Below are 18,593 nucleotides of genomic sequence, written 5' to 3' on the forward strand. Positions count from 1 at the left end.
TTTCCCGGGCCATAGGCCCGGAAAGTGCTCACGTACGGGGCAGGGACCAGACCACGAGGCCGGCGAGGGCGACGGCCGCGCCGAGGACGCAGACGCCGGGCCAGCCGTACGCCGGGTAGACGACCGCCGTGGCCGCCGAGGCCAGCGTGCCGCCGGCGAACGTCGACACCATGTACGCCGTGGTCACGCGGCTGCGGGCCTGCGGGGCGAGGGCGTAGATGACGCTCTGGTGGCTGATCTGCAGCGCCTGCTGGCAGAGGTCGAGCACGACCACGCCGGCGATCAGCGCGACCAGCGACGCCCCGCCGAGACCGAGCAGCGCCCAGCTCGCCGCCAGCACGACCAGACCGACGGTGACGACGAGCCGCTGGTGGCCGCGGTCGGCGAGCCGCCCGGCCAGCACCGCCATGCCCGCGCCGGCGAGGCCCGCGAGGCCGAACAGGCCCACCACGGCGGGCCCGTAGCCGTACGGCGGCGCCGACAGCAGGAAGTCGATCGAGGTCCAGAGGATCGTGAAGCACCCCATGCCGACCGCGCCGAGTGCCATGCGCCGGCGCAGCTCGGGCTCGTCGCGCACGAGCTCGAGCACCGTGCGCAGCAGGCGCGGGTAGGTCGACGACTCGGTCGGCGCGACCACCGGCAGCCCGATCCGCACGACCACCGCGAGCAGCACCATCACCCCGGCCGCGACCGCGAACACCCACCGCCAGCCACCCGCCTCGGCCACGAACCCGGCGACGGTGCGGGCGCCGAGGATGCCGATGAGCAGGCCGCTCATCACGGTGCCGACCACCTGCCCGCGCTCGTGGTCCCCGGCCAGCGAGGCGGCGAGCGGCACCGCGATCTGCGCGACCGCCGACGTCACGCCGACCAGCGCCACCGCCCCGGCGAGCAGCCCGAACCCCGGCGCGGCCGCCGCGAGCGCGAGCACGACCGCCGACGCCGCGAGCAGCACGGTGACCAGCCGGCGGCGCTCGAGCAGGTCACCGAGCGGGACGAGCAGCGCCAGCGCGGTCGCGTAGCCGATCTGCGAGGCCGTGACCAGCAGCCCGGCCGTCCCGTCGCCGACCCCGAACGCCCGGCCGATCGTGTGCAGCAGCGGCTGCGCGTAGTAGATGTTCGCGACCGCGGCGCCGCACACCACCGCCAGCAGCAGCGTGCGGGCGCGCCCGATGCCGGACGTGGTGGGGGTCGCGGCACCGGACGGCGCGGGCCGGGGACTCCCGGGCGGGCTCACCGGGCGCTCACGAGGCACTCACCGCACGACCGTGCCCGACGCCGCGACGGCGCACGCGCGGTCGAGATGGATCCCACGGGCGCGTGCCCGCTTCGTCCCCGTGTGTCAGGTCCGCGCCGGGCGGCGGCGCGGCAGGCCCGCGCGGGCCGGGTCGGGGTCGCCGAGGTCGTCGGACACCGCGAGCGTCGCCGGGCCGAGCCGCAGCGTGCCCGACGACAGCGCCGCGCACCGCACCCCGGCCCGCCCGCGCAGCGCCGCGTGCGCGCCCGGCGCGAGCACCGTGTCCATCCACGCGCAGGGGGCCGCCGGGCGCCCGCCGCCGAGCCGCACCGGGCCGTCACCGCTGTCGATCGCGAACTCCCGCCCGCGCAGCGCCTCGACCTCGAGCCCGCGGGTCAGCACCGTGCGCCGGGCCGCGACCGGGTCGAACGGGGGCACCCCGAGCTCGTCGGCGACGGCCTCGAGCGCCTCGATCGCGAGCAGCGTCACCGCCGCGTCCCGGTGCGCCGCGCGGCCGGCGTAGCGGTCGCCGACCACCCCGTACCCCGCCCGGACCTCGATCGCGTCCGGGGTGCTCGTCGGCACCGCGACCGGGCCGTCGGCGGGCCGGCCGTCGTAGGCGTGGGCGGGCGAGACGACGAAGCCCACGATCTCCAGGCCGATCACCCCGTCCACGGTAGACAGGGCGATGTGCGGCTGAGTGTGTCCGGGGCGGTGGTCGACGGGGCGTGGTGCCCGGGCGACGTCGAGGTCGCCGACGGCCGGGTCGCGGCCGTCGGTCTCCCGCCCGCGCGGGGCGGCACGATCGTGGTGCCGGGGCTCGTCGACCTGCTCTGCCACGGCTACGCCGGGATCGACCTCACGAGCGCCACGACCGAGGAGATCGGGACGTGGCGCGCCGCGCTCGCCCGCGACGGGACGACCGCCGCCTGCCCCTCGCTGCTCACCGACGACCCCGCCCGCACCGCCGCCGCGCTCGCGCGCCTCGACACGGCCCGCGCCCGCCCCGGACGGGGCGCCCACCTCCTCGGCGCCCACCTCGAGGGCCCCTTCCTCGCCCCCGCCCGGATCGGCACCCATCCCCCCGAGCACCGCCGCGACCCCGACCCGGCCCTGCTCGCGCGCCTGCTCGCCGCCGGCCGGGTCGACCTCGTCACCCTCGCCCCCGAGCTCCCGGGCGCCGGCGACCTGGTCGACCTGCTCCGGGCCCGCGGCGTCGCGGTGCTCGCGGGCCACAGCGACGCCGACGCCCCCGCCGCCCACGCGGCCGTCGACCGCGGCGTCCGGGCCGTCACCCACCTCCACAACGCCATGAGCGGGCTCGACCACCGCGCCCCGGGGCTCGCGGCCGTGGCGCTCACCCGGCCCGAGGTGATCGTCACGCTCATCGGCGACGGCCGCCACGTCGCGCCCGAGATGCTGCGGCTCGCCGCGACGGCCGCCGCCGGCCGGTGGGCCCTGGTCACCGACGCGACGGCCGCCGCCGGGATGCCCGACGGCCCGTTCCGTCTCGCCGGGGTGCCGGTGACGCTCGCCGACGGGGTCGTGCGCAACGCCGCGGGCGGGCTCGCGGGCGCCGCCGCCCCGTTGGTCCGCGGCGTCCGGACCGCGGTGGCGGCGGGCGTCGCGACGCTCGACGCGATCGCGGCGGCGACGGCCGTGCCCGCGCGTCTCCTGGGCCGGCGTGACGTGGGTCGCCTCACCGTCGGCGGGGCCGCGGATCTCGTCCTCCTGGACGAGGACCTGGCCGTCACCCGGGTGCTCGTCGAGGGCCGGGAGGTCGACCGCGAGACGACCGGTGAGTGACGGCCGGGCGTCACTTTCGATACCCGAATTCTCACGATGGTGTAACGAAATCCGGTCTGTGTACGGTATGCCCGGTAGCTGGCCCACCGAACGGGTGACAGCGGACCGTGATGGGACCATCGACGCAGGTGAGGTGACGTGGCGACCAGCCAGGCGGTGCGGAGCAGGCGAGCCGACGGATCCCCGTCGGGCCCCCACGCCTCCGCCGACCCGGTGACCGGCCGCATCGTCACGCAGGCGCGGCCCCCGTCGCCCGCCTCACCACCGGCCCCCTCACGACCGGCCGCCTCACGACCGGCCCCGCCGCGGCCCGCCGCGCGCCGCTCGCACGACCCGGACGCGGAGACGATCACGCTGCGCGCCGCGATGCTCGCGCACGAACAGGCCCGCCAGACCGGCACGACCGGCGGCACCGCCACGAAGCGCCGCAGTCGGACCCCGACCACCACCGTGTCGGTCCTCGTTCCCGCGCACGACGAGGAGGAGGGGATCGTCGCCACCGTCGAGGGCCTGCTCGAGCAGCGGGTCCCCGAGTGGCTGGAGATCTCCGGCATCGTCGTCGTCGCCAACAACTGCACCGACCGCACCGCCGAGGTCGCGCGCGGCTACCCGGTGACGGTCCTCGAGATGGAGCGCAACCCGGACAAGAAGGCCGGCGCGCTCAACCACGGCTGGCGCGTCGCGGCCCAGGACGCCGACTTCGTGCTCACGATGGACGCGGACACGGTCCTGCTGCCCGACACCGTCGCGAAGATGGCCACCGAGCTGCGCGGCAACGCGGTGCTCGGCGCGGTCTGCGCGCGGTACTGGGCCTCGGAGGGCAGGGGCCTGCTCTGGCGGCTGCAGCGCCTCGAGTACACCCGCTACGACGACCTGCGCGACCTGCGCGGCTGGCGCGTCTCGGTCGCGAGCGGCGCGGCCGCGATGTACCGCACGGCGGCGCTGGCCGCGGTCGCGGCGAACCGCGAGGCCGGCGAGCCGTGGGACGGCGCCTCGCTCATCGAGGACTACGCGCTGACCCTCGAGCTCAAGACCCGCGGCTGGCGGGTCGCGGCGGCGCGCGGCGCCCACGTCTACACCGACCCGCCCACCACCTGGCGCTCGCTGTGGCAGCAGCGGCTGCGCTGGGGGCGCGGCGGGATGGACGAGGTGCTCAAGCGCGGATGGTCGCCGGCGACGCGGATCGACTGCCTGTCCTACGTGCTCTTCGCCTTCAGCGTGTTCTTCCGCGTGCTGTTCCTCGCGATGCTCACGCTGATGATCGTCTATGCGGTGCCGTTCCGGTACGCGCTGATCGGGCTGATCCCGCTCGGCGTGATGTGGCTGGAGCGGATGACGTCCATGTGGCGGCTCCCGGGACGCAGCTGGCGCGACGTCGCGCTCTGCGCGGTCCTGGTCGTCGAGGACTTCTACGGATTCTTCCTGGAGCTGTGCGCGGTGACGGCGGCCTGGCGCTGCCTCAACGCCCGGCGCCAGGCCTGGTAGCGGCAGCAGTCGAGCGGATCGGAAGGGGACGGACGCAGGGATGTACGGCGAGCACTCGATGTACCTGACCAGCGTGGTCGGCGGCGGCAGCACCGGCCTCGCCCTCGCGGCGGCCACGGGGATCAACGCGATGGCGATGGTGCTGATGGCGGTGACCGTGCTGTTCACCACGATGCTGCTCGTGCGGATCGTGCGCCGCGGCGCCCGCCTCCGCCGCTGACCGCGTGTCGTTCGACGACCGGCGCCGCAACGTCCGCTCGCTGCTGTTCTTCCTGGTGGCCCTCCTGGGCACCGTCGTGATCACGTTCGCGGGCTCCTTCGCCGCCGCCGCGGACCGCGAGGTCGCCCAGGCGCCCCGGTACACCCCGACCGCGCTCGACCAGCAGCTGCCGCCGGACCCCGACGCCCGTCCCGGACCGCGGGTCGCCCTCACGTTCGACGACGGCCCGTCGGCGCAGCTGACCCCCTACGTCCTCGACGTGCTCGCCGCCAAGCGGGTCCGCGCCACCTTCTTCCTGCAGGGCGAGAACGCCGAGCGATACCCCGACCTCGTCCGCCGGGTGCAGGCGGAGGGCCACGTCGTGGCCAACCACGCCTGGCAGCACGCGTGGTTCCCCGACCTCACGCCCGAGGAGGCCCTGGACGAGATCGCCAGCACCAACGAGCTGCTCACCGAGCTCACGGGGGTGCGCCCGGACCTGTTCCGCTACCCGTTCGGGCAGGCGTCCCCGGGCGGGGACGCGGCGCTGGCGCGGCTCGGGATGACCGGCGGCGTCCACTGGAAGTGGACCTCGGACAAGGAGGGCGACTTCCAGTGCCCCGGCGCCGACGCGATGGTCGACTTCGTGGTGACGGAGGCCGCCGACCAGGCGATGCTCCTGCTCCACGACGCGAACGACGCCATCACGTGCTCCCCGGACCAGCTCCGGTACCTCCCGCGCGCGATCGACGAGCTGCGCGCCCGCGGGTTCACGTTCGGGGTCGTCGCGCCCTCGCCGGTGCCCTCCGCCCTCAACGGCGGCTCGCTCGCGGCCGTCGTGCCGTGAGGGGTCCCGTGACGCGGGTGCTGCTGTTCGTGCTCGCGGCCGGCCTGCTCGCGGCGTGCGCGCCGGCCCCGGCCGCCGAGCGGGTCCCGTCGGGATCGTCGGGGTCGTCGGGGTCGTCGGGGTCGTCGGAGCGCTCCGGCTCCGCGGCGCCGGCCCCCGGCCTGCCGACGGCGTTCGCCGACCGCCTGCTGGCCGACGCCGTCGCCGACCCCCTCGGCGAGGACGTCCCCGACGAGCTCGCCGGCGCCCGCGCCTGGACCAGCGCGATCCAGGCGCCGCACCGCCAGACCGACCGTGACGTGGGCGCCGCCGGCGTCGCGCACGGGATGCTCGCGCTCGCCGCGGCCACGCCGGACCCCGCGGCCCGCGACGGCTGGCTCGCCGGCGCCCGCGCGGCCGGCGACTTCCTGCTCGGCGCGTCCCGCGACGGCCGCGTCCCGGACTACGTCGACCCCGGCGGCCCCTCCGACCGCGCCTACACCTCGTTCGACGACGGCGCCGCCGGGGTCGCGGAGGTGCTGTGGCGCCTCGGCGAGGCCACCGGCGAGGACCGCTACACCGAGGGGGCCCGCGCCTCGTTGCGCTGGGTGCTCGACCGCGCCGAGGGCGTCGACGGCCGCGACTGCCCCGAGATGTGCCGCTGGGCGTGGGTCGACTCGGGCGCGCCCTCCTACCGCCACGGGATGGGCGAGGGCCAGGCCGGGATCGTCTACGCGCTCTCGGTGATGGGCGAGCGGCTGGGCGACCCCGAGCTCACCGCCCATGCGCAGGGCGGCGCGGCCTACCTCTCCAGCCGGCTCGACGACGACGGCGGCCTGCCCGAGCGCGACGACGAGCCGCGGCGCAACACCGGCTTCCTCTCGGGCACCGCGGGCGCGGCGTTCGTGTTCCTGCGGATGTACCAGGCCACGGGCGACGAGCGCTGGCGCCGCGACGCGGAGTCCGCGCTGGGCTTCCTCGACCGCACCGCGCAGCCCGCGGGCCGGGGGCTCACGTGGCCGATACTGCTCGGCGCCGGGTCGGAGGCACTGACGCCGGACAACCCGAACCGCGCGACCGGGATGGAGGAGGGGGCGGCCGGCATCGGCTGGGTCTCCCTGCAGGCCCACGCGATCCTCGGCGACGAGCGCCACCTCGAGCGCGCGCGGGCCGCCGGGCGCTGGCTGGTCGACGTCGCGCTCGTCGAGCCCGTCGGGCGGGCGTGGGCGGAGTACGAGGGCAGCCCGCTCGTGCACACGGCCACCAACAGCGGCGCGGCGGGCACGGGGTGGTTCCTCGACTCGCTCGGGCGCGTCACCGGCGAGGAGGAGTTCGCCGGCGCCGCCCGCGCCGCCCGCAACTGGCTGCTCGCCGTCGCCACCCCCGAGCACCGCTGGGGCGCGACGCGCCGGGCCGGGACCTGGACGCTCGGCGGCGAGCCGTCGTGGCACTGGGGCGCGGCCGGCGTCATCGGCTTCCTCGCGCGGATGGGCGGCGGGCCCGTCGACAGCCCCGGCATGCAGGAGGTCCTGGTGCCGCTCGAGGGGCCTGGTCGACCGTCGGGGTCCGGGGGCGAAGCCGGGAATTAGTTCCCGATCGTCCGCCGCCCGCCCCGCGCCGGCGGGCGTTGACTCGGTGTCACCCGCCGGCGTGTGGCCGGCGCGGGTGGGCCGAGGAGGTGCCGTGACCGTCGTCGACGTGGTGGTGCTCGCGGTCGTCGCGCTCGCCGCGCTGCGCGGCTGGCGCCGGGGCGGGACCGGGCTGGTGCTCCGCGCGGCGGGCGCCGTCGCCGGCGTGCTGGTGGCCGGCGCGCTGGCCCGTTGGCTGGTGCCGCTGCTCCTCACACCCGACGACGGCATCTCCCGCGGCGCCGTCCTGCTCGGGGCCGCGCTGGTCGGCGCGCTCGTCGGCTGGGGGCTGGGGCGTCGCCTCGGCGAGATCGTGGCCCGGCGCAGCGGTCACGGTCCCGGCCACCGGCGCCCCGGCCTCCCCGACCGGGTCCTGGGCGTCGCCGCCCACGGCGCACTGGCGCTGGTGGTGCTGGTGGTGGCCGCGGGCGTCGTCGGCGCGATCGGCCCCGAGGGGCTGGGCGACGCCGCGCGAGACAGCTCCGTGCTGGGCGCCGCCGCCGAGCGGCTGCCCGACCCCCTGGCCCTGCTGCCGGCCGAGGCGCCGACGCTCGCCGACGGGAGCGCACGGTGAGGGGCCCGCTGACCGTCCCCCGCCTGGCCGGGGGCGGCGCGCTCGCGCTGCTGCTGCTCACCTGGCTCGCCTCCGGGTCCTTCCTCACCGCGCTGCTCGTCGTGGTGCTCGTGGTCGCCGTCGCCGGCGGGGCCTGGCTGGTCGTGTCCTGGGGCGGGCGCTCGCCGCGGGCCGCCGAGGGGAGCTCTCCCGTCGCCGACGCCCTGCCCACCGCCGACCTGTCCCCGCCCTCGGGCGGCGAGCGCGTGCGCCGGGCGCTGCGCGGCCTGCTCGGGCGGCCGTGGGTGCAGGGCGACGGGATCGTCCGCGCCGCGGCCCGGCGCCTCGCCTCCGAGGACGCGCTGGTGTGGACCCCGCGCGGGCAGCGGGTGACCGCGCCCCACCTGTGGGTCGAGCTCCACCCCGACGACCTCGCCGACGTCGCCGCCCGGTGGCCGCTCGAGGTACTGGCCGACGAGCTGCTCGGCGGCTACCTCGAGCACGCGCGCGGCACCGAGGCGCGCCGGATGGCCGAGCGCACGTTCCTGCACCTGCTCGCCGGCACCGACGTGCCCGTCGGGCGGGTCGTCGTCACCGCCGCCTTCTCCCGACCCGCCGCGTCCCCGGCGGCGACGGCCTCCGCGACCGAGCCGACCCCCTCGTCGGTCGCGGCGCCCGCCGCCCCTGCCGGGATCGCGGCGCCCCCGGCCCCGCCCGGGTCCGGCCCGGCCGTGCCGGGGGCAGCCGGCCGGCCCGGGCGGGCCCTCCTGCCGCCACCACCTCGGCCGGCTCCGGCGCGGGGGCCGGCCGGGGATTCCCGGGACTCCGTCGGGGGGTCCCGGGGACGAGGGGCGGCGCGGGGACCGGCCGCCACGGTCGTCCACCGCCGGCCGGGGACCGTCACCACGCCCGACACCGCCCGCCTCGCCGGAACGCCCGGCTCGCGGGTCACGCCGCGGGCCGGGGCGACGGTCGTCGAGCGGGTGGTGGCGACCGCGCGGGGTGCCGGGAGGCCCGGCGTACGCTGGCGTCGACCGGCGGGACCCCGCCGTGGCGGGGAGCGCTGAGCGCCCCCACTCCGGCCGACCGGGAGGTGGCGTGACACGACCCGCCGCCCGCCCGTCCCGGTCCGGCCCACCGCGTGCCCCGGGTCCGCCGCGACTGCCCGTCGGCGGCCTCGCGGTGCTCGACGTCCGCACGGAGACGACGCAGTCGGTGCCGTGGGGCGAGCGCATCACCATCGGCCGCGGCGACTCCGGGCACGGCCCGAGCCGCGCGGCCGGGGCGCCGCGCCACGTCGTCGTCCCCGACGACCGGGTCTCGCGCCTCGCGGCCGAGATCGAGGTCCGCGACGACGCCTACCTGATCATCAACCGGCAGCGCCACGGCGGGCTGCTGACGCTGTTCGTGCCCGGCATCGCCGGCAAGGACCGCATCCGGGCCGGCAACGGCCTGCTCGTCCGCGACGACCGCTCCTCGCTGGGCCTGTGGCTGCCCGACGGCCAGGAGCTGACGCTCGCGCTGCTGCGGTTCGCGCCCGTCGCGGGCGCCGGGCCCACCACCAGCGGCGGGCTCGCCGGCGGACGCACCATCGACACCTCGCTGCCGACGGCCGAGACGTGGTGGTCGGTGCTCGTCGCCGCGTGCGGGCCCACCCTCATCGCGGCGGCGACGGCCGGCCCGAGCAGCAGCGCACCGCGCGACGTGCACGGCGACGCCGAGCAGATCGCCGACTGGCACCGCGCCGAGGGCCGTCCGGCGCCGAGCCCGAAGACCCAGAGCGAGGCGTTCCGTCACGCCCAGCGCTGGCTGCGCGGCGTGCGCCTCAACGACAAGACCCGCGGCTGGCGGATCGCGGTCGTCGAGCAGGCGATCCACCTTCGCCTGGTCACGCTCGACGACGTGCGGCTGCTCTTCCCCAGCCAGGCGCCGCCCGCACGCTGAGCCTCACCCGTCGGTGAGGTCCTGCTCCGGCAGCGCCCCGAGCAGCGCGAACGCGCCGAGGTAGGGCTCGACGTCCCCGCGCGTGGTCCACGACAGCAGCTGCGCCGCCGACCGGCGGGTCACCAGCGCGCGGGCCAGGTCGAAGTCGGACGCCCGCACCTGCACCGCGGCGTCCGCGGGCTCCCCCGCCGAGCACCACGACCACCGGTCCCCCACCAGCGCGATCGGCGGCAGCGCGGGGTCGAGCCGGGCGGCGAACCGGCCGGCGAAGCGCTCGCGCAGCGCCGCGATCGCGGGGGTGTCGCGCGCCCCGGGCTCCCCCAGCGCCCCGCGCAGGTCCTGCTCGTGGATCGTGACGTCGCCGAGCGGGCGCGTGCCGTGCTCGGCCATCCAGGCCTGCAGCGGGCCGGCGACGACCTCCCACTCGGCCACGAGCGCCCGCACGTCGCGGCCGCGGCGCGCGTCGACCTGGCGGGCGGTCCACGCCTCGTTGTGGTCGTCGGGCTCGTCGCCGGCGAGGACGTCGGCGCCGAGCCCGACCATGTGCGAGAGCAGGTCGCGCACCGTCCAGTCCGGGCAGGCGGGCACGGTCGTCGCCGCCCGCTCGGCGTCCAGGTCGGCGACCAGGGCGACGACGCGCTGCCGCGCCCGGCTCCACTCCGCGATCTCGTCCACACCCCGACCCTCCCACCCGTCACACCCCGGCCGACTCCCGCCCGCGAAACCGACCACCCGCCCCGGTGGCCGCGTCACACGACCGCTCGTCCCGATGTGACCCGCGGTAGTGCGTTGTGTATCACTGAGTTGTGTCACAGTAGGGATATGTCACGCGAGGGGGACGCGACGATCTCGGAGGGTGGCCCCGCCACCCCGGCCGTCATACGACAAGCACCCGGCTACCTGGCCCGGCGCCTCCACCAGGCGTACACGGCGGCCTGGGCGCGCCGGGTCGATCCCGTGCTCACGGGCCCGCAGTACGCCGTGCTCGTCACGGTCGAGGCGCACCCGAAGCTCGACCAGGGCTCGCTGGCCCACACGGTCGCGCTCGACCGCTCGACGATGGCCGACGTGTGCCGGCGCCTCGAGGATCGCGGGCTCATCGAGCGCACCCAGGCCCCGGCCGACGGGCGGCGCAAGTTGCTCGGTCTCACCGACGAGGGGCGCGCGGCGCTGGGGCGCCTGCGGACGAGGGTCAACGCGCTCGAGGACGAGCTGATGGCCGAGCACGCCAGCCTCGCCGATCTCCTCGGCCACCTCGACGCCCTGTCGCGGCGCTGGGAGAGCGTGGCGACGCGGCCGACGGGGTGAGGAGCCCTCAGTGCCCGGGCGGCGCCGACGGTACCGACGGGTCGGCCGTGGTCGGGCGCTGTGCCCGCATGAGCAGCAGCGCCACGCCGACGACGAGGGTGGCGGCGAGGGCGACGGTGAAGATCGCCCACGGCACGAACGCGCCGCTGACGAGGGCGAACAGCCCGAAGTACGCGGTGACGAGCGCGTAGACCACGACCTGCACCCGGCACAGGAAGCGGTTGCGGTCGGTGTCGCGCGGCGGCCACGTGAAGCCCGGCATGCCGGGCACGGTACGCGGCGCGCCCGACCGCACCCCGTCCAGGCCGCCGCCGGCGATCAGACCGACGCGTCGGGCGGGAGCAGCCCCGCGGTCGGGACCTCGACCCGGCCGCCGTCGCCGGCCGAGCGCCGGCCCCGGCGCCGCCCGGCCTCCGCCACGAGCCAGCGCGCCACGTCGACGAGCTTGAGGTTCGTGCTCTGCGACGACTCGACCAGCATCTGGAACGCCTCGGTCTCGTCGACGCCGAAGCGCTCCATGAGGATGCCCTTGGCCTGGCCGATGACGTCGCGGCTGTCGACCGCCCGCCCCAGGTGGACGGCCTGCTGGCTGCCGTGCAGGAGCATCGCCGCCTGCACGGCGAACAGCCCCGCGGTCAGGCGCGCCTCCGGGTCGAAGACGTGGGGCTCGGCGGCGTAGAGGTTGAGCGCGGCGCGCATCGGGCCGGTCGTGGCGAGCTGGGTGGAGAGCATCGACCGGTAGCCCGCGGCGACCGCGGCGGGGGCGAAGCGCGGCCACCGCTGCTCGTCGGCGCCCCCGAGGTCGTCGGCCATGACGACGCCGTCCTCGGCGGGGCTCTCGAGGGCCGTGATGCACGGACCCTCCTGCAGCTCGCCCTGGAGCCGGTCGAGCTCGGAGATCCCGCGGCTCGTCGGGCTGCGCGAGTCGACGATGCCGTCCTCGCTCACCGAGATCCCGCCGGCGCTCGCCCCGGGCACCGTCTCCACGGCGGCCGCGACGATCTCGGAGAGCGTCTGTTGGAGATCGCGGATGCTCCGCCGGGCGAGCAGGGCCTGTGCGGCCCTGCGCAGTTCCACGACGAGCTGCTCTGCCTGGCCCGGGTGCACGCGGTGTCCCCCATCTTCCTCGCCCCGAGAAGTCGGGACAGCACCGCCGCGCGGCCGTGCCACGGGTCCCCGGCGCGCGACGTTCGCCCCCACCCGGGAACGGGCGGGGGCGCGTGTGCCCCACGGCGGTTCGGACCCGGCACGCGCGGCCTGACGGCCGGTGCCCCGATCCACGAAGCGGCCGGCTGGTCGACCGCGGAGCTGCGATAGTAGTGGGGGCCCCCGGGCACGGCACCGCGGGACACGGCGTGGCGTCGTCGGCGGTGCCGCCGACGGGATGGGAATGGTCGCACCGATCGGATCTCGTGCAACACCGGGCACCACGGGGACGATGGAGGATCCGGGGTGGTGCAGGTCGGCGGCACGGGGCGCCGACGGCGGACGGAGGACAGCCGGTGCGCGCGGTGGACGACGTCGTCACCTGCGGCGACCTCGCGGACCCGGGGCGCCTTGCCGCGCTGGCCGAGGCCGGACTCGGACCCCGCCCCGACCCCGACATGGAGTGGTACGCCGAGCGCGTGCGGCGCTGGCTCGACGTGCCCGTCGGGCTGGTCTCGCTCGTGCGGCCCGACGAGCAGGTGTTCCCGGGCGCGGCCGGGCTCGCCGAGCCGTACCGCAGCGCCCGGCGCACGCCGCTGTCGCACTCGTTCTGCCAGCACGTCGTCGCGACCGGCAGCCCGCTCGTCGTCGAGGACGCCCGTGACCACCCCCTGGTGCGCGACAACCTCGCCATCCGCGACCTCGGCGTCGTCGCCTACGCCGGGATGCCGCTGACCGACGCCGCCGGCAACGTCCTCGGCTCCCTGTGCGCCATCGACGTCCGCCCCCGCGGCTGGCGGCCCGCCGAGCTGGACGCGCTCGCGGACCTGGCCGCGGGCTGCGCGACCGAGCTGCGGCTGCGGCTCGCGCGCCGCGACGCCGACGAGGAGCGTGCCCGCCGCGACGCCCTCGAGACGTCGCTGCGCGACTCCGTCGAGCGCAGCGGCACGATCGCCCGGGAGATGCAGCAGGCCCTGCTGACGACGCTGCCCGAGGTGCCGGGGCTCGCGATCGCCGCTCGCTACATCCCCGCCGACGCCGAGCAGTACGTCGGGGGCGACTGGTTCGACGTCCTGCCGCTCGCGGGCTCGACGGAGGACCTGGAGACGGTCGTCGTGGTGTCGGTGGGCGACATCGTGGGCCACGAGCTCGATGCGGCGATCACGATGGGGCAGGTCCGGTCGATGCTCCGCCAGGCCGCGTGGGACCGGGCGGCGGGCCCGCCGTCGTCGATCGTGGCGGCCTTCGAGCGGGCCAACGCGGGGATCGGGCTGGACGCGGCCGGTACGACGGTCGTCGCCCGGCTGCGCCGCCGCCCGGACGGTCGGTGGGCCATGAGCTGGGTGAACGCGGGGCACCCGCCGCCACTCGTCGTCACCCCCGACGGGCGGGCCGAGATCCTCGAAGGACACGGCCGGCTGTTCGGCCTCCCCCGCGGGCTCATCGGCGACCGCCGCGACCAGGAGCTCGTCCTGCCCGCGGGCAGCCTGCTGTTCCTCCACAGCGACGGACTCATCGAGGTCCGCGGGATCGATGCCGACGAGCGGACCGAGGCACTCCGGGTCCTCCTCGCCGATCTCGGGCCGGCGGCGCCGGCCACCGTCGTCGACGCCGTCATGGCGCAGCTCCCGGGCAGCAGCGACGACGACGTCGTGGTGACGGCGCTGCGGCTGAGCTGACGAGCCGGCACGAGGGGGTCAGGCCCGGACGCCGCGCTGCCCGACCTCGCCGCGCAGGCCGACGCAGCCGATGCAGCCGACGCAGTCCACGCAGGCGATGCACCCGACGCAGCGCACGCAGTCCACGCACGCCAACCACCGCGACGCTGCCGGCGGTCGCGACGCTGTCGGCGCTGTCGGCGCTGTCGGCGCCGTCGGCGCCGTCGGCGTCGTCCCGGCCCATGGCGCTGCAGCCTGCCGTGCGGCAGTCGCGCGCGTCCACCGGGATGCCGCGGGGTCAGCGCACGGCGCGGGGGCGCCCGTGCTCGCGCAGCAGCAGGGCCTGCCGCCGTTCGGACTCCGCGAAGTCGCGGGCCCGCTGCGCGGCGTCGCGCTGGTGGTCGGCCAGGTCGCCGGGCAGGGCGGCCGCCGCGACCAGCCGCGTGTCCGCGAGCCGGTCGAAGACGGCCGCGACGTCCTCCGCGGTGCTCGCGAGCCGGCGGGCGACCTGCGCGGCGTCGAGGATCAGCTCCGCGGCCCGCTCCCGGACCCGCCGTGCCGCGCCGTGGGGGTCATCGGCCGGTGGGGCCACGTCGTCGTCGCTCATGGCCGGTGCCCGTTTCCGTCGTGTGGGAGAACCGTAGCGGTCCGGAGGGGCCCGAGGGGGCGTTGCGGGGCTCCGTCTCCGGGCGGCAGCTCGGCGACCGTTCGCCGGACACGACGAAGGCCCTGGCCTCAGCACCGAGAAGGGCTGTGACCAGGGCCTTTGCTGGTGGGCGATACTGGGATCGAACCAGTGACCTCTTCGGTGTGAACGAAGCGCTCTCCCCCTGAGCTAATCGCCCGCAGCGCCCACGAGCCTAGACCATCAACCGATCGGGCTCTGCAGCCAGGTCCAGTGTCCGAGCCCCACCAGTTTGGCGACCAAGGAGAAGGCGCCGAGCAGCCACAGCGTCACGAGCACGACCGCGCAGGTGAACAGACCCAGCAGCGCCTTGACCACGACGTGCTGGCGGCCCACCCACGCCATCCAGCGGTCGTAGTGGCGCCGGGCGAAGTGCAGGAGCCGCCCGGCCCAGGTGAACTCGGTCGCGAGGATGCCGAGGGCCGCGAAGACGATCAGCCAGCCGGGTCCCGGGTACGGGATGGCGACGATCCCGAGCGCGAGCACGACCGTGCCGATGACGCCGATGGCCACGCGCCAGACCTTGTTGGCCCGCGGGTTGCGGCGCACCCGCGCCCGCACGTATCGCACCCGCGTGCGCAGCGTGCGGTGGCGCGGCGCCGGCGGCGGTGTCGACGGCTCCGGGGGCGTCGGCGCCGTCGGCGGGGTCGGCCGCGTCGGCGGCGTCGCCTGCGCGGTCGCCGTCGACTGCTCGGCCGGTTCGCTCAACGTCCCACCTGCCCACTCGCGACGACTCTGGTCGGCGAGGCGGGCGCGGTCCGTCCGGGCTCGAGGGAGACCGCGAACCCGGCATACGCCACCGCCTCGGGCGTCGAGGGTACGGAACTGACGTCCGGACCCCGTCCCCCGACGTCGAACGTGCCGATCGGGCGTGGGGTTCCGTCGGCGAGCCCCCAGAGGACGTAGACCTCGTCATTGCCGTTGGGGCCGAGCCCCGTCGTCAGCACGCGACGTCGGGTGCCGTCGTCGACGACGACGCCGACCAGCTCGCCCTCCGGGGTGGTCAGCACGGCGTGCGGCACCCCGCGCGTCCCGGCGTCCGCCAGCACGTCGGCGACCGCCGCCTCGCGCTGCGCCTGGGCGGCCGCGGCGGCCTCGGCGCTGTCGCGCTCGGCGCGCAGGGACTGGTTCGCCGCGGTGAGCCCGCCGATCGCGAGGACGACGACCACGGCGGCCGCGGCCGCGAGCCAGCGGGTGGCGCGGCGGCGGGGTGCCAGCGGCACGACGGTCCCGCCGTCGGGGTCGTCGGGGTCGTCGGGGTCGTCGGTGTCGTTCCTGGCGTGCTTCGGCGCGGACGACCCCCGGGACGACGGCTCCACGGGCTCCGGTCGCGAGGAGTTCGACGTCCTCGACGGCGGCACCGCACCCGGCGCGCGCCCGGACTCCTCCGCCGCGGCGGCGTCGAGGAGGCGCTGCCGCAGGCCGGGCGGGGGGTCGGCGGGCTCGACGGCACCGGCGAGGTCGCCGAGGACCGCGGTGGTGTCGTCGACGGTGCGCCGGCAGATCGGGCAGCCGGCGAGGTGGGCACCGAACGCCGTCTCCTCGTCGTGGTCGAGGGCGTGGAGGACGTGGGCGACGGCGAGGGCGTCGTGGTCGGCGGTGTGGTCGGCGGTGTGGTCGGCGTGCGGACCGGGGGCGGTGTGGTCGCTCATCGCTCCTCCCCCTCCACCTCGACGTGTGGGCCCAGCAGGGCCCGGAGCTTCTGTGTGCCACTGAACATCCGGGACTTCACCGTCCCCAGCGGGACGCCGACGAGGCTCGCCACCTCGCGTTGCGTGTAACCCCCGAAGTACGCCAGGGCGAGCGCCTCGCGCTGCTCGGCCGGGAGCTCGGCGAGCGCCTCGCGCACCTGCCCCGCGACCACCGCCCCGAGCGCCGCCTGGTCGGCGCCGGGCCCCGCGGGCACGCGCCACTCCGCCCCGTCCGCCCCGTCGGTGGCGATGGTGCGCCGGCGGCGGGTGGCCTCGCGGCGCACGGCGTCGACGGCCCGGTGGTGCACGAGGGTGAGCAGCCAGCTCGACACCGCCCCGCGGCTGGGGTCGAAGCGCGTCGGCTCCCGCCACACCACGAGGAACGCTTCCTGCACCACGTCCTCCGCCAACCCCTCGTCCACGCAGATGCGACGGGCGAGGGAGTACGCGGGCCGCCCGAAGCGGTCGTAGAGCTGCGCGAGGGCATCCGTCTCGCGCTGGGCGATCCGTTCGAGCAATGTGGCATCGGTCACAGACGCGTCGCGGGCATCGTCACGCTCCGGAGTCGCCTCGGGGACTCCTCGCGACGCGTCCGTCACTGGTCGGACCTTTCCTCCGCTGGTTTGTCCGGGTCAGACGGCTGCCAGGCTAGTGCTCCCGTGGCGAGGGTGGACGCCCGCCCGGGGAGGGTGGTTCGTTACGGAACCGAACCGGGTAAGCGCCCTTCTGAGTGCCCGTCCGGTGTGATGCATGAGTGAGCCGGGTGAACCGGCGTCACAGGGTCGTCCGCCAGTCGTTTCCCCCGACGACAGCAGCGTGCGAAAGGCAGCCTCATGCTCAACGATCACACGACGATCCGCTCCACGGCGGTCTTCGACCTCGTCGGCCCGCCGAACCCGCCCGTGCCCGTCCAGGTCGAGATGCGGTACGACACGCGCGACCCGTACGCCGTGCAGGCGGCGTTCCGGACCGGCCGCGCCGGCTGGGTGGAGTGGGTCTTCTCGCGTGACCTGCTGACCGAGGGGCTCCTGGGTGCCTCCGGTGCCGGCGACGTCCGCATCCGCCCCGCCGAGGGCGACGCCGAGTCGGTCGAGATCGAGCTCAGCTCGCCCTCGGGCCACGCCACCTTCCGCGCCGCGAGCCGCGAGGTGTCGGAGTTCCTGACCCGCACCCACGAGATCGTCGCCCCCGGGTGCGAGGACGACTGGCTGGACCTGGAGCACGCGCTCGGACTGCTGCTGTCGAGCGACCCGAGCTGACGAGCACCCCCCCCCCGCGATGAGCGGGGGGCGCACGATGCAGTAGTGTTCCCTTCGTCGGCAACGGCGGGCCGGAGATCGGCAAGACTTCCGCAACCCGCCGGCCACACGCGGACGTAGCGCAGTTGGTAGCGCATCACCTTGCCAAGGTGAGGGTCGCGGGTTCGAGTCCCGTCGTCCGCTCGGGAGGCTCTCGGCTGTACTACACCAGGTGAGCCGGACGACCTCCGGCCTGGCGCAGTGGCCGAGTGGCTTAGGCAAGGGCCTGCAAAGCCCTGTACGCGGGTTCGATTCCCGCCTGCGCCTCGGGCGATTAGCTCAGTGGGAGAGCACTACCTTGACACGGTAGGGGTCACTGGTTCAATCCCAGTATCGCCCACCCCGGAAAGCCCTGGTCAGAGCCCTGAGAAATGGGGCGAGACCAGGGCTTTCGTGTTTCTCACCCCGACGCCGCGACGGCGTCGGCCAGCGTGTCGGCGCCGTGCAGTGGGCACGGCTGGGCCGTCCCGGTGACGACACGTGCTGCTGATCTCGGGACGGTGCCACGCTGGGTGACCTGCACCACACCGTCCCGGAGGAGGTCACGTCATGACGATCAACGACCCGCGCGAGGCCGACGAGGTCTGGATGGGCCTGTTCAACCGGGGCGACCTCGACGGGCTCCTGGACCTGTACGAGAAGGACGCGCTCTTCGTGCCCGAGCCGAACGCGCCGGCGATCGTCGGTCCGGAGGCCGTCCGGGAGTGGATGACGGGTTTCCCGCTGCGGGATCCGCGGATCGACCTGCGGACCCACGCCGTGCACGAGCGCGACGCCGAGGCCATCGTCTACTCCGACTGGACCATCACGGGCACCGGCGAGGACGGGCCCACCCGCATGGACGGCCAGGCGATCGTGATGCTGCGCCGGCAGACCGACGGCACCTGGCTCCTCGCCTTCGACGACCCCTTCGCCCAGCGCTGACCCGCGGGGCACGATGACGTGGTGACGTCCTCCGAACGGTCGCCCGCCGAGCTCCCCGACGACGCCGGCGGGGACCCGGCGTGCTGGATGCACCGGGTCTGCGACGCGTGCGGCCGGCTCGCCGACGAGGATCCGCCGACGACCTGCCCGGGCTGCGGGGCGCGGCTCGAGGCCGTCTGAGCGCCGGAGCGTCCCACGGGGTGTT

General features: G+C 76.3%; 22 protein-coding genes and 4 tRNA genes. 16 read left to right on the forward strand and 10 right to left on the reverse strand.

The window, feature by feature from the left end; genetic code table 11:
- Window positions 1–28: 28 nt before the first annotated feature.
- Both ACYX4T_RS08020 and ACYX4T_RS08025 read right to left on the reverse strand, forming a co-directional pair.
- On the reverse strand, window positions 29–1,237 hold the full coding sequence (locus tag ACYX4T_RS08020; protein ID WP_476014024.1) for an MFS transporter: 1,209 nt from the start codon (window positions 1,235–1,237) through the stop codon (window positions 29–31).
- Window positions 1,238–1,342: 105 nt separating this feature from the next.
- Entirely contained in the window at window positions 1,343–1,903 is a 561-nt protein-coding gene (locus tag ACYX4T_RS08025; RefSeq protein WP_476014025.1) for an MOSC domain-containing protein, read from the reverse strand.
- Window positions 1,904–1,939: 36 nt separating this feature from the next.
- On the opposite strand from ACYX4T_RS08025, the gene ACYX4T_RS08030 reads away from it, so the two are divergent.
- The 8 genes from ACYX4T_RS08030 to ACYX4T_RS08065 all read left to right on the forward strand — a co-directional run bounded on the left by ACYX4T_RS08030 (window position 1,940) and on the right by ACYX4T_RS08065 (window position 9,678).
- Window positions 1,940–3,043 carry an N-acetylglucosamine-6-phosphate deacetylase gene (locus tag ACYX4T_RS08030; protein WP_476014026.1) on the forward strand — a complete coding sequence of 368 codons (1,104 nt, stop codon included), beginning with the start codon at window positions 1,940–1,942 and terminating at the stop codon, window positions 3,041–3,043.
- Between the two features lie 366 nt (window positions 3,044–3,409).
- Window positions 3,410–4,528 carry a glycosyltransferase family 2 protein gene (locus tag ACYX4T_RS08035; RefSeq protein ID WP_476014027.1) on the forward strand — a complete coding sequence of 373 codons (1,119 nt, stop codon included), beginning with the start codon at window positions 3,410–3,412 and terminating at the stop codon, window positions 4,526–4,528.
- 40 nt (window positions 4,529–4,568) lie between these two features.
- On the forward strand, window positions 4,569–4,748 hold the full coding sequence (locus ACYX4T_RS08040; protein WP_476014028.1) for a hypothetical protein: 180 nt from the start codon (window positions 4,569–4,571) through the stop codon (window positions 4,746–4,748).
- A gap of 4 nt (window positions 4,749–4,752) precedes the next feature.
- Window positions 4,753–5,574: a polysaccharide deacetylase family protein gene (locus ACYX4T_RS08045; protein ID WP_476014029.1), complete on the forward strand. Its 822-nt coding sequence runs from the start codon at window positions 4,753–4,755 to the stop codon at window positions 5,572–5,574.
- The gene (locus ACYX4T_RS08050) at window positions 5,571–7,142 is read left to right on the forward strand and encodes a lanthionine synthetase LanC family protein (protein WP_476014030.1); all 1,572 of its coding nucleotides are present in this window, start codon (window positions 5,571–5,573) and stop codon (window positions 7,140–7,142) included. Before ACYX4T_RS08045 ends, ACYX4T_RS08050 begins: the two co-directional genes overlap by 4 nt.
- Before the next feature lie 94 nt (window positions 7,143–7,236).
- Window positions 7,237–7,755: a CvpA family protein gene (locus ACYX4T_RS08055; protein ID WP_476014031.1), complete on the forward strand. Its 519-nt coding sequence runs from the start codon at window positions 7,237–7,239 to the stop codon at window positions 7,753–7,755.
- On the forward strand, window positions 7,752–8,801 hold the full coding sequence (locus ACYX4T_RS08060; RefSeq protein WP_476014032.1) for a hypothetical protein: 1,050 nt from the start codon (window positions 7,752–7,754) through the stop codon (window positions 8,799–8,801). Before ACYX4T_RS08055 ends, ACYX4T_RS08060 begins: the two co-directional genes overlap by 4 nt.
- 31 nt (window positions 8,802–8,832) lie before the next feature.
- Entirely contained in the window at window positions 8,833–9,678 is an 846-nt protein-coding gene (locus ACYX4T_RS08065) for an FHA domain-containing protein (protein WP_274232786.1), read from the forward strand.
- Window positions 9,679–9,681: 3 nt separating this feature from the next.
- On the opposite strand, the gene ACYX4T_RS08070 is transcribed toward ACYX4T_RS08065, so the two are convergent.
- Window positions 9,682–10,353, reverse strand: a complete 672-nt coding sequence (locus ACYX4T_RS08070) for a maleylpyruvate isomerase family mycothiol-dependent enzyme (protein ID WP_476014033.1) — start codon at window positions 10,351–10,353, stop codon at window positions 9,682–9,684.
- Between the two features lie 147 nt (window positions 10,354–10,500).
- Between ACYX4T_RS08070 and ACYX4T_RS08075 the strand changes: the two genes are divergently transcribed.
- Window positions 10,501–10,986 (forward strand): MarR family winged helix-turn-helix transcriptional regulator, encoded by a 486-nt coding sequence (locus ACYX4T_RS08075; protein WP_476014034.1) that lies wholly within the window; start codon window positions 10,501–10,503, stop codon window positions 10,984–10,986.
- A 7-nt stretch (window positions 10,987–10,993) separates the two neighbouring features.
- Here ACYX4T_RS08075 and ACYX4T_RS08080 read toward each other — a convergent pair whose 3' ends face one another.
- Together ACYX4T_RS08080 and ACYX4T_RS08085 are read right to left on the reverse strand one after the other, a co-directional pair.
- Window positions 10,994–11,248, reverse strand: a complete 255-nt coding sequence (locus ACYX4T_RS08080) for a hypothetical protein (RefSeq protein ID WP_476014035.1) — start codon at window positions 11,246–11,248, stop codon at window positions 10,994–10,996.
- Window positions 11,249–11,304: 56 nt separating this feature from the next.
- Entirely contained in the window at window positions 11,305–12,063 is a 759-nt protein-coding gene (locus ACYX4T_RS08085; protein ID WP_476014036.1) for an ANTAR domain-containing protein, read from the reverse strand.
- Window positions 12,064–12,488: 425 nt separating this feature from the next.
- On the opposite strand from ACYX4T_RS08085, the gene ACYX4T_RS08090 reads away from it, so the two are divergent.
- Window positions 12,489–13,811, forward strand: a complete 1,323-nt coding sequence (locus tag ACYX4T_RS08090) for a PP2C family protein-serine/threonine phosphatase (protein WP_476014037.1) — start codon at window positions 12,489–12,491, stop codon at window positions 13,809–13,811.
- A 277-nt stretch (window positions 13,812–14,088) separates the two neighbouring features.
- Here ACYX4T_RS08090 and ACYX4T_RS08095 read toward each other — a convergent pair whose 3' ends face one another.
- The 5 genes from ACYX4T_RS08095 to ACYX4T_RS08115 form a co-directional block, all read right to left on the reverse strand.
- The gene (locus ACYX4T_RS08095; RefSeq protein WP_476014038.1) at window positions 14,089–14,397 is read right to left on the reverse strand and encodes a hypothetical protein; all 309 of its coding nucleotides are present in this window, start codon (window positions 14,395–14,397) and stop codon (window positions 14,089–14,091) included.
- A gap of 163 nt (window positions 14,398–14,560) precedes the next feature.
- Window positions 14,561–14,635: transfer RNA gene (locus ACYX4T_RS08100), tRNA-Val, on the reverse strand.
- A 23-nt stretch (window positions 14,636–14,658) separates the two neighbouring features.
- Complete coding sequence (locus ACYX4T_RS08105) at window positions 14,659–15,183, reverse strand: TIGR02611 family protein (protein WP_476014039.1); 525 nt, start codon at window positions 15,181–15,183, stop codon at window positions 14,659–14,661.
- Window positions 15,180–16,127, reverse strand: coding sequence for an anti-sigma factor domain-containing protein (locus ACYX4T_RS08110; RefSeq protein WP_476014040.1), 948 nt, complete (start codon window positions 16,125–16,127; stop codon window positions 15,180–15,182). Before ACYX4T_RS08110 ends, ACYX4T_RS08105 begins: the two co-directional genes overlap by 4 nt.
- The gene (locus ACYX4T_RS08115; protein ID WP_476014041.1) at window positions 16,124–16,699 is read right to left on the reverse strand and encodes a sigma-70 family RNA polymerase sigma factor; all 576 of its coding nucleotides are present in this window, start codon (window positions 16,697–16,699) and stop codon (window positions 16,124–16,126) included. The genes ACYX4T_RS08110 and ACYX4T_RS08115 overlap by 4 nt, the downstream gene beginning before the upstream one ends.
- A gap of 300 nt (window positions 16,700–16,999) precedes the next feature.
- Between ACYX4T_RS08115 and ACYX4T_RS08120 the strand changes: the two genes are divergently transcribed.
- The 6 genes from ACYX4T_RS08120 (at window position 17,000) to ACYX4T_RS08145 (ending at window position 18,568) form a co-directional block, all read left to right on the forward strand.
- A complete protein-coding gene (locus tag ACYX4T_RS08120) occupies window positions 17,000–17,425 on the forward strand; it encodes an SsgA family sporulation/cell division regulator (protein ID WP_476014042.1) in 426 nt (141 codons plus the stop codon).
- 110 nt (window positions 17,426–17,535) lie between these two features.
- Window positions 17,536–17,608, forward strand: a tRNA-Gly gene (locus tag ACYX4T_RS08125).
- Window positions 17,609–17,659: 51 nt separating this feature from the next.
- Window positions 17,660–17,731 (forward strand) — tRNA-Cys (locus tag ACYX4T_RS08130).
- Window position 17,732: 1 nt separating this feature from the next.
- Window positions 17,733–17,804, forward strand: a tRNA-Val gene (locus ACYX4T_RS08135).
- A gap of 209 nt (window positions 17,805–18,013) precedes the next feature.
- Window positions 18,014–18,388, forward strand: a complete 375-nt coding sequence (locus ACYX4T_RS08140; protein ID WP_476014043.1) for a YybH family protein — start codon at window positions 18,014–18,016, stop codon at window positions 18,386–18,388.
- Window positions 18,389–18,409: 21 nt separating this feature from the next.
- Window positions 18,410–18,568 (forward strand): hypothetical protein, encoded by a 159-nt coding sequence (locus ACYX4T_RS08145; protein WP_476014044.1) that lies wholly within the window; start codon window positions 18,410–18,412, stop codon window positions 18,566–18,568.
- Window positions 18,569–18,593: the final 25 nt, after the last annotated feature.

The organism is Actinomycetospora sp. ABD4_176 (assembly GCF_056311855.1).